General features: G+C 61.5%; 14 protein-coding genes. 7 read left to right on the plus strand and 7 right to left on the minus strand.

All coding sequences use genetic code 11. From position 1 onward, the window contains the following. The 5 genes from bioD to ACVI9W_RS14530 all read left to right on the plus strand — a co-directional run bounded on the left by bioD (position 1) and on the right by ACVI9W_RS14530 (position 6,523). Positions 1-681 carry a dethiobiotin synthase gene (bioD, locus tag ACVI9W_RS14510; RefSeq protein WP_461530364.1) on the plus strand — a complete coding sequence of 227 codons (681 nt, stop codon included), beginning with the start codon at positions 1-3 and terminating at the stop codon, positions 679-681. Between the two features lie 107 nt (positions 682-788). Next, positions 789-1,085 (plus strand): hypothetical protein, encoded by a 297-nt coding sequence (locus ACVI9W_RS14515; protein WP_038605964.1) that lies wholly within the window; start codon positions 789-791, stop codon positions 1,083-1,085. Between the two features lie 264 nt (positions 1,086-1,349). Continuing rightward, positions 1,350-3,155 carry a phenylacyl-CoA dehydrogenase gene (locus ACVI9W_RS14520; RefSeq protein WP_461530365.1) on the plus strand — a complete coding sequence of 602 codons (1,806 nt, stop codon included), beginning with the start codon at positions 1,350-1,352 and terminating at the stop codon, positions 3,153-3,155. Positions 3,156-3,337: 182 nt separating this feature from the next. Next, a complete protein-coding gene (locus tag ACVI9W_RS14525) occupies positions 3,338-4,621 on the plus strand; it encodes a GGDEF domain-containing protein (RefSeq protein ID WP_342624010.1) in 1,284 nt (427 codons plus the stop codon). 123 nt (positions 4,622-4,744) lie between these two features. Next, positions 4,745-6,523, plus strand: a complete 1,779-nt coding sequence (locus tag ACVI9W_RS14530) for an acyl-CoA dehydrogenase C-terminal domain-containing protein (RefSeq protein ID WP_461530366.1) — start codon at positions 4,745-4,747, stop codon at positions 6,521-6,523. Between the two features lie 228 nt (positions 6,524-6,751). Here the strand turns inward: ACVI9W_RS14530 and ACVI9W_RS14535 are convergent, their stop codons facing one another. Next, on the minus strand, positions 6,752-7,675 hold the full coding sequence (locus ACVI9W_RS14535) for a LysR family transcriptional regulator (RefSeq protein ID WP_038605972.1): 924 nt from the start codon (positions 7,673-7,675) through the stop codon (positions 6,752-6,754). 158 nt (positions 7,676-7,833) lie between these two features. On the opposite strand from ACVI9W_RS14535, the gene ACVI9W_RS14540 reads away from it, so the two are divergent. Both ACVI9W_RS14540 and ACVI9W_RS14545 read left to right on the plus strand, forming a co-directional pair. Continuing rightward, positions 7,834-9,114: an aspartate aminotransferase family protein gene (locus tag ACVI9W_RS14540; protein ID WP_461530367.1), complete on the plus strand. Its 1,281-nt coding sequence runs from the start codon at positions 7,834-7,836 to the stop codon at positions 9,112-9,114. Positions 9,115-9,276: 162 nt separating this feature from the next. Beyond that, positions 9,277-9,435 (plus strand): YqaE/Pmp3 family membrane protein, encoded by a 159-nt coding sequence (locus ACVI9W_RS14545; RefSeq protein WP_003177654.1) that lies wholly within the window; start codon positions 9,277-9,279, stop codon positions 9,433-9,435. Positions 9,436-9,509: 74 nt separating this feature from the next. Here the strand turns inward: ACVI9W_RS14545 and ACVI9W_RS14550 are convergent, their stop codons facing one another. The 6 genes from ACVI9W_RS14550 to pqqA form a co-directional block, all read right to left on the minus strand. Beyond that, on the minus strand, positions 9,510-11,348 hold the full coding sequence (locus tag ACVI9W_RS14550) for a S9 family peptidase (protein WP_461530368.1): 1,839 nt from the start codon (positions 11,346-11,348) through the stop codon (positions 9,510-9,512). After that, positions 11,314-12,474 (minus strand): pyrroloquinoline quinone biosynthesis protein PqqE, encoded by a 1,161-nt coding sequence (gene pqqE / locus ACVI9W_RS14555; protein WP_422415327.1) that lies wholly within the window; start codon positions 12,472-12,474, stop codon positions 11,314-11,316. The genes ACVI9W_RS14550 and pqqE overlap by 35 nt, the downstream gene beginning before the upstream one ends. Next, entirely contained in the window at positions 12,446-12,721 is a 276-nt protein-coding gene (gene pqqD, locus ACVI9W_RS14560; RefSeq protein ID WP_038605984.1) for a pyrroloquinoline quinone biosynthesis peptide chaperone PqqD, read from the minus strand. The genes pqqE and pqqD overlap by 29 nt, the downstream gene beginning before the upstream one ends. Beyond that, positions 12,718-13,473 (minus strand): pyrroloquinoline-quinone synthase PqqC, encoded by a 756-nt coding sequence (gene pqqC / locus ACVI9W_RS14565; protein WP_038605986.1) that lies wholly within the window; start codon positions 13,471-13,473, stop codon positions 12,718-12,720. The genes pqqD and pqqC overlap by 4 nt, the downstream gene beginning before the upstream one ends. Before the next feature lie 11 nt (positions 13,474-13,484). Continuing rightward, positions 13,485-14,396, minus strand: a complete 912-nt coding sequence (pqqB, locus tag ACVI9W_RS14570) for a pyrroloquinoline quinone biosynthesis protein PqqB (RefSeq protein WP_461530369.1) — start codon at positions 14,394-14,396, stop codon at positions 13,485-13,487. Between the two features lie 67 nt (positions 14,397-14,463). Next, entirely contained in the window at positions 14,464-14,535 is a 72-nt protein-coding gene (gene pqqA / locus ACVI9W_RS14575) for a pyrroloquinoline quinone precursor peptide PqqA (RefSeq protein ID WP_008365141.1), read from the minus strand. Positions 14,536-14,664: the final 129 nt, after the last annotated feature.

Below are 14,664 nucleotides of genomic sequence, written 5' to 3' on the forward strand. Positions count from 1 at the left end.
ATGAGCCCAGCCTATTTCATCGCCGGAACCGACACCGATGTCGGCAAGACCACCGTGGCTGCCGGGTTGTTGCATGCGGCGCAGCTGGCGGGCCTGAGCACGCTGGGGGCCAAACCGGTAGCCTCCGGTTGCACTGCCAGCGCCAAAGGCTTGCGCAATGACGATGCCCTGGCGCTGATTGCCCAGAGTTCGATCAAGTTGCCTTACGAGCAGATCAATCCCTTCGCTTTCGAGCCCGCCATTGCCCCGCATCTGGCGGCCCGCGAAGCCGGAGTCATTTTGAGCGTGCAGGCTTTGCTGGAGCCTATGCGCGCAGTGCTGGCCCAGGGCGCAGATTTCACCCTGATCGAAGGTGCTGGTGGCTGGCGCGTACCGCTGTCCGATCAAGCCAACCTGTCTGACCTGGCTATTGCCCTGAAGCTGCCGGTGATTCTGGTGGTCGGCGTGCGCCTTGGCTGTATCAATCATGCCTTGCTCAGCGCCGAAGCCATTGCCCGCGATGGACTGCAACTGGCCGGCTGGGTTGCGAACATCGTCGATCCGCGCACCTCGCGCCTTGAAGAAAACCTGGCGAGTCTGGCCGAACGATTGCCAGCGCCGTGCCTGGGGCGGGTACCCAAGCTCAAGCAGGTAAGCGCTGAAGCAGTGGCGGACCACCTGCAGCTGGACCTGCTGGACTAGCCTGCGTCTATCGTATGGCAACATGCCATTAGCGATTTCAACGGGCCTTTTGCCAGCAGGTCTGCTTCAATAGGGGCTGTTCGCCTTCAGCGTCATGGAGTTTCGACATGGAAATCTCAGGCAACTCAGCATTCTACGCCGGGCTCGGTGCGATCCAGGCCGGGCAGAACCGCGTCGATCAGGCCGCCAGCCAGATCGCCAACACCACCGTCGAGCGCGCCGCCACCAGCCAGTCCAGTGACTATCAGGCCGAGCGCCTGCGTGCGGTCGATCGCAGCCAGCAGATGGACCTGGCCACCAGCAGTGTGGAAATGGCCCTGGGCAAGCATCAGGTCGAACTCGGTGTCAAAGTGGCCAAAGCATCGGACGAAATGCTCGGCACGCTGATCGACACCTACGCCTGACCCTCCCGCCGCGCTCGCTGCGGGTCTTCAACTATTCTTTGAGTATCAGCGCCTTGGCCTTGCCGGCAGGCGCTCGGCTGCGCGTGCGTGGGGTTTTTTACCCGCCAAACCACGCAGTCTTGCATGACCGAACTGCCCTCGGGTTGATGCTTGACAAGTTTTCGGCGTAAACGTATGTTTCAAACAACTGTTTGACCGAATGCCAACAACAACGGATCGGTCGTGGTCTCTCTATCCAGGATTCATCAGCAGAGGTTCATCGCTATGCCTGATTACAAAGCCCCCTTGCGTGATATTCGCTTCGTTCGTGACGAGCTGCTGGGTTACGAAGCGCATTATCAGAGCCTGCCGGCTTGCCAGGACGCCACTCCAGACATGGTTGATGCCATCCTCGAGGAAGGCGCCAAGTTTTGTGAACAGGTGCTGGCCCCGCTGAACCGTGTCGGTGACCTGGAAGGCTGCACCTGGAGCGAGTCGGGCGTGAAGACCCCGACCGGTTTCAAGGAAGCCTACAACCAGTTCGTCGAAGGCGGCTGGCCGAGCCTGGCCCATGACGTCGAGCACGGCGGTCAGGGTCTGCCCGAGTCGCTGGGTCTGGCGATCAGCGAAATGGTCGGTGAGTCGAACTGGTCGTGGGGCATGTACCCTGGCCTGTCGCATGGCGCGATGAACACCATCTCCGAGCACGGTACCGCCGAGCAGCAAGAGACCTACCTGACCAAGCTGGTATCCGGCGAGTGGACCGGCACCATGTGCCTGACCGAACCTCACTGCGGTACCGACCTGGGCATGCTGCGCACCAAGGCCGAACCTCAGGCCGATGGTTCCTACAAAGTGACCGGCACCAAGATCTTCATCTCGGCCGGTGAACACGACATGGCCGGTAACATCGTCCACATCGTGCTGGCTCGCCTGCCCGATGCACCGGCGGGTACCAAAGGTATCTCGCTGTTCATCGTGCCGAAGTTCCTGCCGACCGCCGAAGGCACTGTCGGTGAGCGCAACGCCGTGTCCTGTGGTTCCATCGAACACAAGATGGGCATCCACGGCAACGCCACCTGCGTGATGAACTTCGACGCCGCTACCGGCTACCTGATCGGCCCGGCCAACAAAGGCCTGAACTGCATGTTCACCTTCATGAACACCGCTCGCCTGGGTACCGCGCTGCAAGGCCTGGCCCACGCCGAAGTGGCGTTCCAGGGTGGCCTGAAGTACGCTCGCGACCGTCTGCAAATGCGCTCGCTGACTGGCCCGAAAGCGCCGGACAAAGCCGCTGACCCGATCATCGTTCACCCTGATGTACGTCGCATGCTGCTGACCATGAAAGCCTTCGCCGAAGGCAACCGCGCGATGGTGTACTTCACCGCCAAGCAGGTCGACATCGTCAAGTACAGCCAGGACGAAGAAGAGAAGAAGAAAGCCGACGCACTGCTGGCTTTCATGACCCCGATCGCCAAGGCATTCATGACCGAAGTCGGCTTCGAAGCGGCCAACCACGGCGTACAGATCTATGGCGGCCACGGCTTCATCGCCGAGTGGGGCATGGAGCAGAACGTTCGCGACAGCCGTATTTCCATGCTGTACGAAGGCACCACCGGCATCCAGGCGCTGGACCTGCTCGGCCGTAAAGTGCTGATGACCCAGGGCGAAGCGCTCAAAGGCTTCACCAAGATCGTGCACAAGTTCTGCCAGGGCAACGAAGGCAACGAAGCGATCAGCGAGTTCGTCGCACCGCTGGCCCAGCTGAACAAAGAGTGGGGCGAGCTGACCATGAAGGTCGGTATGGCGGCGATGAAAGACCGCGAAGAAGTCGGTGCTGCCTCGGTGGACTACCTGATGTACTCCGGTTACGCCTGCCTGGCCTACTTCTGGGCTGACATGGCGCGCCTGGCTGCCGAGAAACTGGCTGCCGGTACCAGCGAAGAAGCCTTCTACACTGCCAAGCTGCAGACCGCGCGTTTCTACTTCCAGCGCATCCTGCCGCGTACCCGCACGCACGTTGCAACCATGCTGTCGGGCGCCAACAACCTGATGGACATGAACGAAGAGCACTTCGGTCTCTCGTACTGAGTTATCTGCTGTAGCTAAAAAGCCTGCCCTTACCGGCAGGCTTTTTTGTTTGTGGTGTCCTGCTGGGAGCGGTGTCCCCCTCCCATCGCTGTTTCCGACCAAGCGCATTCATCAATTCATGTGCACTGCCGATACCTTAAAGGCACAATGCCATTATTGATCTGCCGGGTCGGAGATTACCCTTGTTTCGTTTATCCGCTGTACGTCCGAGCCACTTCCTGCCGTCAGTCTGTTTGCTGGTGTCAGGGCTCGCCGCCGCCTATGTGAGAGACCTCAACGTCTTCTTCACATCGCTGTTCAATGTCTTGCCTACCTTGGTGCTGTTGCTGGGCGGCGCCTACTGCGCCGTGTATCGCCGTCAGCGCGAACTGTTTCTGATGGTCACGGTGTACATCGCCTATTTCCTGCTCGACACCCAGACCGATTTCTATCGCGACAATGGCCGGGTCCGTGAGGATGCTGCGGTGGTGTTCCATTTAGTCTGCCTACTGTTGCCGCTAATGTTTGCCCTTTACGGCGCCTGGCAGGAGCGCACACATCTGTTCCAGGACATGGTCGCGCGTTTCGCCGTATTGCTGGCGGTCGGCAGTGTCGCCCTGGGGCTGGAGCAAAGCTTCCCGCAGGCATTGCTGGGCTGGCTGGCGGAAATTCGCTGGCCGTCGCTGCATGGCCAGTGGATGAGTCTGATCCAGCTGGCGTATCCGGTGTTCATCATTGCCTTCGTCCTGCTGGTGGTGCAGTACCTGCGTGAGCCCAGGCCTTTGCATGCCGCGCAGGTGATTGGCCTGATCGGAATTTTCTGGATGTTGCCCAAGACCTTCATCCTGCCCTTCACCCTGAACATCATGTGCAGTCAGGTGATGCTGATGATCGCTGCGGCGGTTTCCCACGAGGCCTATCAGATGGCGTTTCGTGATGAACTCACCGGCCTGCCCGGCCGCCGGGCCCTCAACGAGCGCATGCAGCGCCTGGGGCGCAACTATGTGCTGGCGATGACCGACGTCGATCACTTCAAGAAATTCAACGACACCCATGGTCACGATGTCGGTGACCAGGTGCTGCGTCTGGTGGCCAGCAAGCTGTCCAAGGTGACCGGTGGCGGCCGCGCCTATCGCTACGGTGGTGAGGAATTCGCCCTGGTGTTTGCCGGTAAGAGCATCGAGGAGTGCATGCCGCATCTGGAAGCGGTGCGCGAGGTGATCGCCAACTACAACATCCAGTTGCGCAACCAGGACAACCGCCCCCAGGACGACCAGCAGGGGCGCCAGCGCCGCGGGGCGTCTGCAGCGACCAGTGTTTCTGTGACCATCAGTATCGGCGCCAGCGAACGCCTGATCGATCACCGCTCTCCCGACGAAGTGCTCAAGTCGGCGGATCAGGCGCTCTACAGCGCCAAGGGCGCGGGGCGTAACTGTGTCATGGCCTACGGTCATCAGGCCAAGCGGGGTGCAGTGCGTACGGCGTGACCGTGAGTGACCATGTAGTCATCAGATGACCCTATGTCTCGCAAAAGTTGTTCGGTTACACTGCTTGCATAACAGTGAAGCGGTCCTGTGGGACCGTCCCCGACTCAAGTGTGAGAGGTTGCCATGGCTGACTATAAAGCGCCGCTGCGCGATATGCGCTTCGTCCTCAATGAAGTCTTCGAAGTTGCCAAGCTCTGGGCGCAATTGCCGGGCCTGGCCGAAGCTGTCGATGAAGAGATCGCCCTGGCGGTGCTGGAGGAGGCCGGCAAGGTCACAGGCAAAAGCATCGCGCCGCTGAGCCGTAGCGGTGACGAAGAAGGCTGCCATTGGGACAACGGTGCTGTGCGCACGCCGGCCGGTTTCATCGATGCCTACAAGACCTATGCCGAAGGTGGTTGGGTCGGTGTGGGTGGTGATCCGGCCTACGGCGGCATGGGCATGCCCAAGGTGATCTCGGCTCAGGTCGAGGAAATGGTCAACTCGTCGAGCCTGGCGTTCGGTCTGTATCCGATGCTGACCGCTGGCGCCTGTCTGTCGATCAACGCCCACGCCAGCGACGAGCTCAAGGAAAAGTACCTGCCGAACATGTACGCCGGTATCTGGGCAGGCTCCATGTGCCTGACCGAGCCGCACGCGGGAACCGACCTGGGCATTATTCGCACCAAGGCCGAGCCGCAGGCCGACGGCAGCTACAAAGTCAGCGGTACCAAGATTTTCATCACCGGTGGTGAGCACGACCTGACCGAGAACATCATTCACCTGGTGCTGGCCAAGCTGCCGGATGCTCCCGCCGGGCCGAAGGGCATTTCGCTGTTCCTGGTGCCCAAGTTCATGGTCAACGCCGATGGCAGCCTGGGTGCACGCAACCCGGCCAACTGCGGTTCGATCGAACACAAGATGGGTATCCAGGCTTCGGCCACCTGCGTGATGAACTTCGATGAAGCCGTGGGTTACCTGGTCGGCGAGCCGAACAAGGGCCTGGCGGCGATGTTCACCATGATGAACTACGAGCGTCTGGGCGTGGGTATCCAGGGCCTGGCGTCGGCGGAACGTTCTTACCAGAACGCCATCGAGTACGCCCGTGACCGTCTGCAGAGCCGTTCACCTACCGGCCCGCAAGCCAAGGACAAGGTCGCTGACCCGATCATCGTGCACCCCGACGTACGGCGCATGCTGTTGACCATGAAGGCGTTGAACGAAGGCGGTCGTGCCTTCTCTACCTACGTCGCCATGCAGCTGGACACCGCCAAGTTCAGCGAAGACGCAACCACCCGTAAACGCGCCGAAGACCTCGTCGCCCTGCTGACCCCGGTATCCAAGGCTTTCCTCACCGACCTCGGCCTGGAGTCTGCGGTGCATGGCCAGCAAGTGTTCGGCGGCCATGGCTACATTCGCGAGTGGGGCCAGGAGCAACTGGTGCGTGATGTGCGCATCACCCAGATCTACGAAGGCACCAACGGCATCCAGGCGCTGGACCTGATGGGCCGCAAGGTCGTGGGCAGCGGCGGTGCGCTGTACAAGCTGTTCGCCGACGAGATTCGCCATTTCACCGCCACTGCCGGCACTGAGTTGGGCGAGTTCGTCAAACCGCTGAACGCCGCTTTGGACAACCTCGACGACCTGACCGCCTGGGTGCTGGACCGGGCCAAGAACAACCCGAACGAAATCGGCGCAGCGTCGGTGGAGTACCTGCAGGTGTTCGGTTACACCGCCTATGCCTACATGTGGGCACTGATGGCACGTACCGCACTGGCCAAACAGGGTGAAGAGGATTTCTACGCCAGTAAACTCGGCACCGCGCGCTTCTACTTCGCCCGTCTGCTGCCGCGTATCCACTCGCTCAGCGCTTCGGTGAAAGCCGGTAGCGAGTCGCTGTACCTGCTGGATGCGGCACAGTTTTGAGATTGGCGCGTCGTGTAAGCAATCTCTTACACGACGTGGTGACTTTTCGCCTCTATCGGAAGATTGGATCCACAGTTAATCTTCTCACATGGACGTCGCGCAGGAAGCGCAAAGTACATAACACGGACACGTAGGATTCCTGCCAGGGTGGCGGGGCGAAATGGATGTCAGGGAAACAGTCTGCAAAGCCCCGCTTCGGCGGGGTTTTCTTTTGCCCAAAGAAAAGTATCAGCCCAGCACATCCAGCGGCGATACCCCGATCTGCCTTGGATCGGCCTCCTCTTCCAGCAGTGTGCGCAGCAGCTCGACCGACGCTTGCTGGCGCTGCGCATCGCGAAACACCAGACCAATCTTCAGCGGCACCCGTGGTTCGCTCAGCGGCTTCCACAGCAGTTCCTGATCGTCCTCGACCACTTCCTTGGCCCGCCCCGGCAGCACGGTGGCCAGCGAGGTGTGGCCGAGGCTGTCGAGAATCCCGCCCATGTTGTTCATTTCTGCCTGCACCTGTGGCCGCCGGCCGAGGTTGGCCAGTTGCGTTTGCCAGATCTGCCGCACCTGGAACTCTTCACCGAGCAGCAGCATGGGCAGTTCCGCGGCTTGCTTGAGCGAGACTTTCTTGAATTCCCGCAGCGGGTGAGTGTTGGGGATTACAAGTTGCAGTTCATCTTCGTACAGCAGCAGGCCATGCAGACCAGGCTGACGTGGCGGCAGGTAGCTGATGCCGATGTCCAGGCTGCCATTGAGCAGGCGTCGTTCGATTTCCAGGCCCGACAACTCGTAGATCTGCACTACCAGATGCGGCTGGGCCTTGCGTACCCGGTCGAGCAGTTGTGGCACCAGGCTCGGGCGTACGGTTTGCAGGACGCCAATGGCCAGGGTCCGCAGGGATTGGCCCTTGAAGTTGCGCAAGGCCTCACGGGCACGTTGCAAACCGTCGAGCAGAGGCAGCGCATGGTTGTACAAAGTGTGTGCGGCGAGGGTCGGCAGCAGGCGTTTGTTGCCCCGCTCGAACAGGCTGACATCCAGGCTGTGTTCGAGCTGGCGGATCTGTTGCGACAGCGCCGGTTGCGACAACGACAGGCGCTCGGCGGCCCGGCCCACATGGCCTTCTTCATAGACCGCGACGAAATAACGCAGTTGGCGAAAATCCATAAGTAATACTTATCAAAAATGCTCGAAAAACCAAATGGCTGTTAGCCGGCAATACGCCTAGTCTATCCCGTATTCACAAGGCTTGCAGGGCCACAAGGCGCGATGAACACTGTGTATCTTGATGTTGTTTACATAGGATTGGCAAAAGGGTTGAAAACATGAATCTGTTCAGTTTTCGCCGCCCGACGCCGGTCGTGGCCGAGCGCAAGCCTGTGCCGGTTGCCGCCGTGGCCGCTGAGGCACTGCCTCGCGATTGCCTGATGCCAGCCACTGAGCGTGCGCCGCAAGTGTTCGTTCGCGGTCAGGGCTCGTGGTTGTGGGACAGCGAAGGCCACGCCTATCTCGACTTTACACAGGGCTGCGCGGTCAACAGTCTCGGCCATAGCCCCAGCGTGCTGGTCAAGGCATTGGGCAGCCAGGCCCAGGCGCTGATCAATCCGGGCGCCGGTTTTCATAACCGTGGTTTGCTGAAATTGGTCAACCTTCTCTGCCAGAGCACCGGCAGCGACCAGGCTTACCTGCTCAACAGTGGTGCCGAGGCCTGCGAAGGAGCGATCAAACTGGCGCGCAAGTGGGGCCAGCTGCATCGCAACGGCGCCTATCACATCATCACCGCCAGCCAGAGTTGCCATGGGCGTAGCCTGGGTGCGTTGTCGGCGTCCGATCCGTCGCCGTGCAATCGTTGCGAGCCAGGTTTGCCAGGCTTCAGCAAGGTGCCGTTCAACGACCTGGAGGCGCTGCACGCTGCTGTCGATTCGCGCACCGTGGCGATCATGCTCGAACCTATCCAAGGTGAAGCCGGAGTGATTCCGGCGACGGCTACTTACCTCAAGGGCGTTGAGCGTCTGTGTCGCGAGCTGGGCATCCTGCTGATTCTTGATGAAGTGCAGACGGGTGTCGGCCGCTGCGGTGCCCTGCTTGCCGAGCAGACCTACGACGTACGCGCTGACATCATCACCCTGGGCAAGGGTCTGGGCGGAGGCGTTCCGCTGGCCGCATTGCTGGCCCGGGGTAGTGCCTGCTGCGCCGAAGCCGGTGAGCTTGAAGGCAGTCACCACGGCAATGCGCTGATGAGCGCCGCGGGCCTGGCGGTGCTGGAAACCGTGCTGGAGCCAGGCTTCTTTGAGCACGTTCAGGAGTCTGGGAGGCACCTGCGTGATGGCTTGAGTCGTCTGGCAGGTCGTTACGGCCAGAGCGAAGTCCGTGGCCAGGGCCTGCTCTGGGCATTGCAACTGAGCGAAGACAATGCCGCCGAGCTGGTCAAGGCTGCGCTCCATGAGGGCCTGTTGCTCAATGCGCCACAGCCGGATGTGCTGCGCTTGTCGCCTGCCTTGACGGTAAGCAAGGGCAACATCGACGAAATGCTCCTGCGCCTGGCCCGGGCCTTTGCCCGAGTGCACTCGGCGCAACAGCACCAGCGGCGAGAAGCCACGGCCTGATTGCCCACGAATTTACGAATTAACCGAACCGTCTCGCGTTCCTGCGCATCGCCCCGGGCCTGTAGTTTTTGGCCTGGGGCGTTTTTTTATCTGTGGTTTACCGGTTGAACCCTGGCACGGCGCTACAGTCAGTTCTAGTACATCACTGAAGGAAGCTGCGCCATGGACTTTATCCGCATCATCATCGCCATACTCCTGCCGCCGCTTGGCGTGTTCCTGCAGGTTGGCTTCGGCGGCGCCTTCTGGCTCAATATTCTGCTGACCTTGCTGGGCTACATTCCGGGCATCGTGCATGCGGTGTACATCATCGCCAAGCGCTGAGTCATCGCGGGGCAAGCCCGCTCCCACAGGGGTATACCGTCGCTGTGGGAGCGGGCTTGCCCCGCGATAGCGATCTAAAGACCTTCCAGCACCCGGCGATAAAAACGCCATTCTTCTTCCAGCGCATGAGCCAGATTGGCCGCTGTGCGAAACCCATGACGTTCCGACGGGTAGAAATGCCCTTCGGCACGGATGCCGTTGGCCTTGAGTGCCGCCAGCATCGAGCGGGTCTGTTCAGGCACCACCACGGCATCCAGCTCACCCTGGAAGAAAATCACCGGAACCTTGATGTTCCCGGCATGCAGCAACGGCGTCCGCTGCCGGTAGCGCTCGGCATCTTTTTGCGGGTCACCGATCAGCCAGTCCAGGTAGTCACCTTCGAACTTGTGCGTGGCCCGGGCCAGCGCCTGAGGATCGCTGACGCCATAAAGACTGGCGCCCGCGCGGAAGACATCATGAAAGGCCAGGGCGCAGAGGGTGGTATAGCCGCCGGCACTGCCGCCGCGGATAAAGGCCTGGGTCGGGTCGATCAGCTTGCGATCGGCTAGATGCTCGACCACCGCGCAGGCATCCTCGACATCGATTTCACCCCAGCGCAGGTGCAGGGCCTGGCGATACACCCGGCCGTAGCCGCTGCTGCCGCGGTAGTTGAGGTCAGCCACGGCGAAGCCGCGCTGGGTCCAGTACTGGATACGCGGGTCGAGCGCCGGGTAGCACGCCGAAGTCGGGCCGCCATGGATGAAGACGATCAAGGGCGGCCGTTTGGCGCCGTTCATGGCCGGGTAGAAGAAACCGTGGGCAATGCCATCGCCGCTGGGGTAGCACAATGATTGCGGGCGACTGATGCGTTCGGCAGGCAGGGGCGCCGCGCCACCGGCCAGGACCTGCACGCGATGATCTTTACGGTCGATGGCAATGACTGCCGGTGGACTGGTGGGCGACGCAGCGATGGCGTAGAGATGATCCTGATCCAGGTCCAGGCAGCGTAAACGGCTGTAGGCGGTTTGCACCGGTTGCTGCGAGCCATCGGCATGACACAGAGCGAGACGACTGAAACCGTCCTCAAGCCAGGTGGCCAGGTAGTGATGTTCGCCCAGCGGCAGCCAGGTACAGGCACCCAGTTGCCAAGGGGCTGCAGCGTGATCGGCGTTTGCCGCAGGCAGCGCACTCCAGCCCTCGGCCGTTTCCCCCCAGGGTTGCCAGAAACCGTTGCGGTCAGAAAGGCAGTACAGGCGGCCACGGCCATCGAAACGTGGTTGCTGCAGCGATTGCGCCGGGCCCTGGTCGCCGGCTATACAGCGGGGTTCACCCCAGCGCCCGTCATTCATACGCTCGCGACACAGCAGGCGGGTAGCGGTCCAGGGCTGTTCGGGGCGGCTCCACTCGATCCATGCCAGGCGTGAGCCATCGGCACTCAGGGTTGGCGCGGCATAGAAATCCGCACCTTCGGCGAGTACCTCTCGCTGCTGCGCAGCGATGGCCACCAGGCGGTGTTCGACCTGATCTGCGGCATGGGTTTCCTCCACGGCCAGGACCTGGCCTGCGGCCCAGCGCAGATCGCCGTATCGGCGTTCGCCCTGTGTTAACGCTTGGGGCACACCAGCCTGTAGTTCCTGGGTATAGATCTGCTGGTCAGATTCGTTGACGAACACCAGGCCGTCATCACTCAGGCAGAAGCTGCCACCGCCGTACTCGTAGACCCGGCTGCGTACGCTGAAGCCGTCCGGGGTCAGGCAATGGGCCTGGCCATGACGCCAGTGCCAGATCCGGCAGGCACCGTCGCGTGGGCGAAACTCGTTCCAGAACAAGCCCTGCGGACCCACCCGCAACTCAGCGAAGTCGGTGCCGGCGGCCACCGCCTGTTCGGCACTGAAACGCTCAGCCGCGGGCAATGACACGGGAATTTCGCTCATTACGGAAGGTCAACTGTTCGATGTTCAACTGGGCACTCTCGGCTTCTTCGCGGGCCTTGAGGATGATGCCGTGGTCCGCTGATTTGGCGCACACCGGGTCGGCGTTGCTGGCGTCGCCAGTGAGCATGAAGGCCTGGCAGCGGCAGCCGCCGAAGTCCTTTTCCTTCTCGTCGCAGGAGCGGCACGGCTCGGGCATCCAGTCATAACCGCGAAAGCGGTTGAAGCCGAATGAGTCGTACCAGATGTGCTGCATGCTGTGCTCGCGCACGTTGGGGAACTGCACCGGTAACTGGCGGGCGCCATGGCATGGCAACGCGGTGCCGTCCGGGGTCACCGTGAGGAACACACTACCCCAGCCGTTCATGCAGCCTTTGGGACGCTCTTCGTAGTAGTCGGGCGTGACGAAAATCAGTTTGCACGGGTTACCGGCAGCCTTGAGCCGCTCCCGGTACTCATTGGTGATGCGTTCGGCGCGTTCCAGCTGTGCACGGGTTGGCAACAGGCCGACACGGTTCAGCTGGGCCCAGCCATAGAACTGACAGGTGGCCAGTTCAACGAAGTCGGCTTCCAGGGCGATGCACAGCTCGATGATGCGGTCGATCTTGTCGATGTTGTGCCGATGGGTGACGAAGTTCAGCACCATCGGATAGCCGTGGGCTTTGACCGCCCGGGCCATTTCGAGCTTTTGCGCGAAGGCTTTTTTCGAGCCCGCCAGCAGGTTGTTGACCTGCTCGTCGCTGGCTTGAAAGCTGATCTGGATGTGGTCAAGGCCGGCCGCTTTGAAGGCGGCGATTTTTGCTTCGGTCAGGCCGATGCCGGAGGTGATCAGGTTGGTGTAGTACCCCAGGCGCCGGCCTTCGCCGATCAACTCGGCGAGGTCCTGGCGCACCAGCGGCTCACCGCCGGAAAAGCCTAGCTGCGCCGCGCCCATTTCCCGCGCCTCGGCCATCACCTTGAACCACTGTTCGGTGCTCAGCTCCTGGCCCTGGGCGGCAAAGTCCAGCGGGTTGGAGCAGTACGGGCATTGCAGCGGGCAGCGGTAGGTCAGCTCGGCGAGCAGCCACAGCGGCAGGCCGACCTCGGGTTTTGCCGGTACTTCACTCAAGGACGATCCAGTGTTCGGCACGGGCGACCTCCATGAATTGCTCGATGTCGTCAGCGAGCTCGGCGACACCGGGGAACTGCTGGTCCAGCTCGGCAATGATCGCGGCGACATCACGCTGGCCATCGATCAGTCCACCGATAAGGGCCGCGCTTTCGTTGAGCTTGATCATGCCCTCGGGGTAGAGCAGCACGTGGCCCTTCTGCGCTGGCTCGTACTGGAAACGATAACCCGGACGCCATTTCGGGGTTTGCGCGCGATCAAAACTCATAAGGCGATTCCTTTGTGCCAGACCCTTTCGCTGGTGACACTGTGATAAGGCGGACGGTTCAGTTCATAAGCCATGCTCATGGCATCGAGCATGCTCCAGAGGATATCCAGCTTGAACTGCAGGATCTCCAGCATGCGCTGCTGGCCCTCTACTGTAGTGTAGTGCTGCAGGGTGATCGCCAGCCCGTGCTCGACATCGCGGCGGGCCTGGCCCAGGCGGGTGCGGAAGTATTCGTAGCCGGCCGGGTCGATCCACGGGTAATGCTGCGGCCAGCTGTCCAGGCGCGACTGGTGGATCTGCGGGGCGAACAGTTCGGTCAACGAACTGCTGGCCGCTTCCTGCCAGCTGGCACGGCGGGCGAAGTTGACGTAGGCGTCGACGGCAAAGCGTACACCCGGCAGCACCAGCTCCTGAGAGCGAAGCTGGTCGGGGTCGAGGCCGACCGCCTGACCCAGGCGCAGCCAGGCTTCGATACCGCCGTCTTCACCCGGTGCGCCGTCATGGTCGAGCAGGCGCTGAATCCACTCGCGGCGGATTTCGCGGTCCGGGCAGTTGGCGAGGATCGCGGCGTCTTTGAGCGGGATGTTGACCTGATAGTAGAAGCGGTTGGCAACCCAGCCCTGGATCTGCTCGCGGCTGGCGCGGCCTTCATACATCGCCACATGGTAGGGGTGATGGATGTGGTAGTAGGCACCCTTGGCGCGCAGGGCCTGTTCGAATTCGGCGGGGGACAGCGCTTTGGCGTCGCTCATGTCGGCTCCTGCTAGAGGCTGATGCTCATGCCGTCGAAGGCGACTTCGACGCCACGGCGATTGAGTTCGGCGCGTTCGGCCGAGTCTTCATCGAGAATCGGGTTGGTGTTGTTGATGTGGATAAGCACCTTGCGTTGCTCAGGGAAGCCTTCCAGCACTTCAAGCATGCCACCGGGGCCATTCTGCGCCAGGTGACCCATTTCCCGGCCGGTGCGCGTGCCGACACCACGGCGTTGCATTTCATCATCCTCCCACAAGGTGCCGTCGACCAGCAGGCAGTCGGCTTCATGCATCATCTGCAGCAGCTTGGCATCGACCTGGCCCAGGCCCGGGGCATAGAACAGTTTGCCGCCAGTGCGCAGGTCTTCGACCATCAGCCCGAGGTTATCGCCCGGGTGCGGGTCGAAGCGGTGTGGCGAGTAGGGCGGGGCGGCGCTGCGCAACGGGAAGGGGGTGAAGCGCAGGTTCGGGCAGGCGTCGATGACAAAGCTGCCTTCCAGTTCAATGCGGTTCCACTGCAGGCCGCCGTTCCAGTGGCTGAGCATGGTGAACAGCGGGAAGCCGGTGCTCAGGTCCTGGTGGACCATGTCGGTGCACCAGACCTGATGCGGGCAGCCTTCACGCAGACTCAGCAGGCCGGTGGTGTGATCGATCTGGCTGTCGAGCAGGACAATCGCACTGATCCCGGTGTCGCGCAGGGCGCGTGCTGGCTGCATGGGCGCGAACGCTTGCAGTTGTGCGCTGATATCCGGTGAGGCGTTGCACAGCACCCAGTGCACACCGTCGTCAGACAGGGCAATCGACGACTGGGTACGCGCTGCTGCGCGCAAGGTACCGTCGCGAAAGCCTTTGCAGTTCTCGCAGTTGCAGTTCCACTGCGGGAATCCGCCACCGGCGGCGGAACCTAGAATCTGGATGTACATGGCCACTCCTGCCGCGTCTTGAAATAAAAACGCCCCGGCTGACCGAGGCGTTGTAACGCAAGCGAACTCAGCGGCTTGCGAAGTACATGGTCACTTCAAAGCCGATACGCAGATCAGTGTAAGCAGGTTTGGTCCACATGGAATGACTCCTTCCGGAATGGTCTGGGTTGGGCGGTTACTGGTTTAGTCCGCTCGGATGACGAGCGGTTCCACTCGCCGAGATTGCGCTATCTTACTAAAAACTACGTACTGAATGGTTAAATCTACG

The sequence above is a fragment of the Pseudomonas sp. 210_17 TE3656 genome, assembly GCF_054821965.1.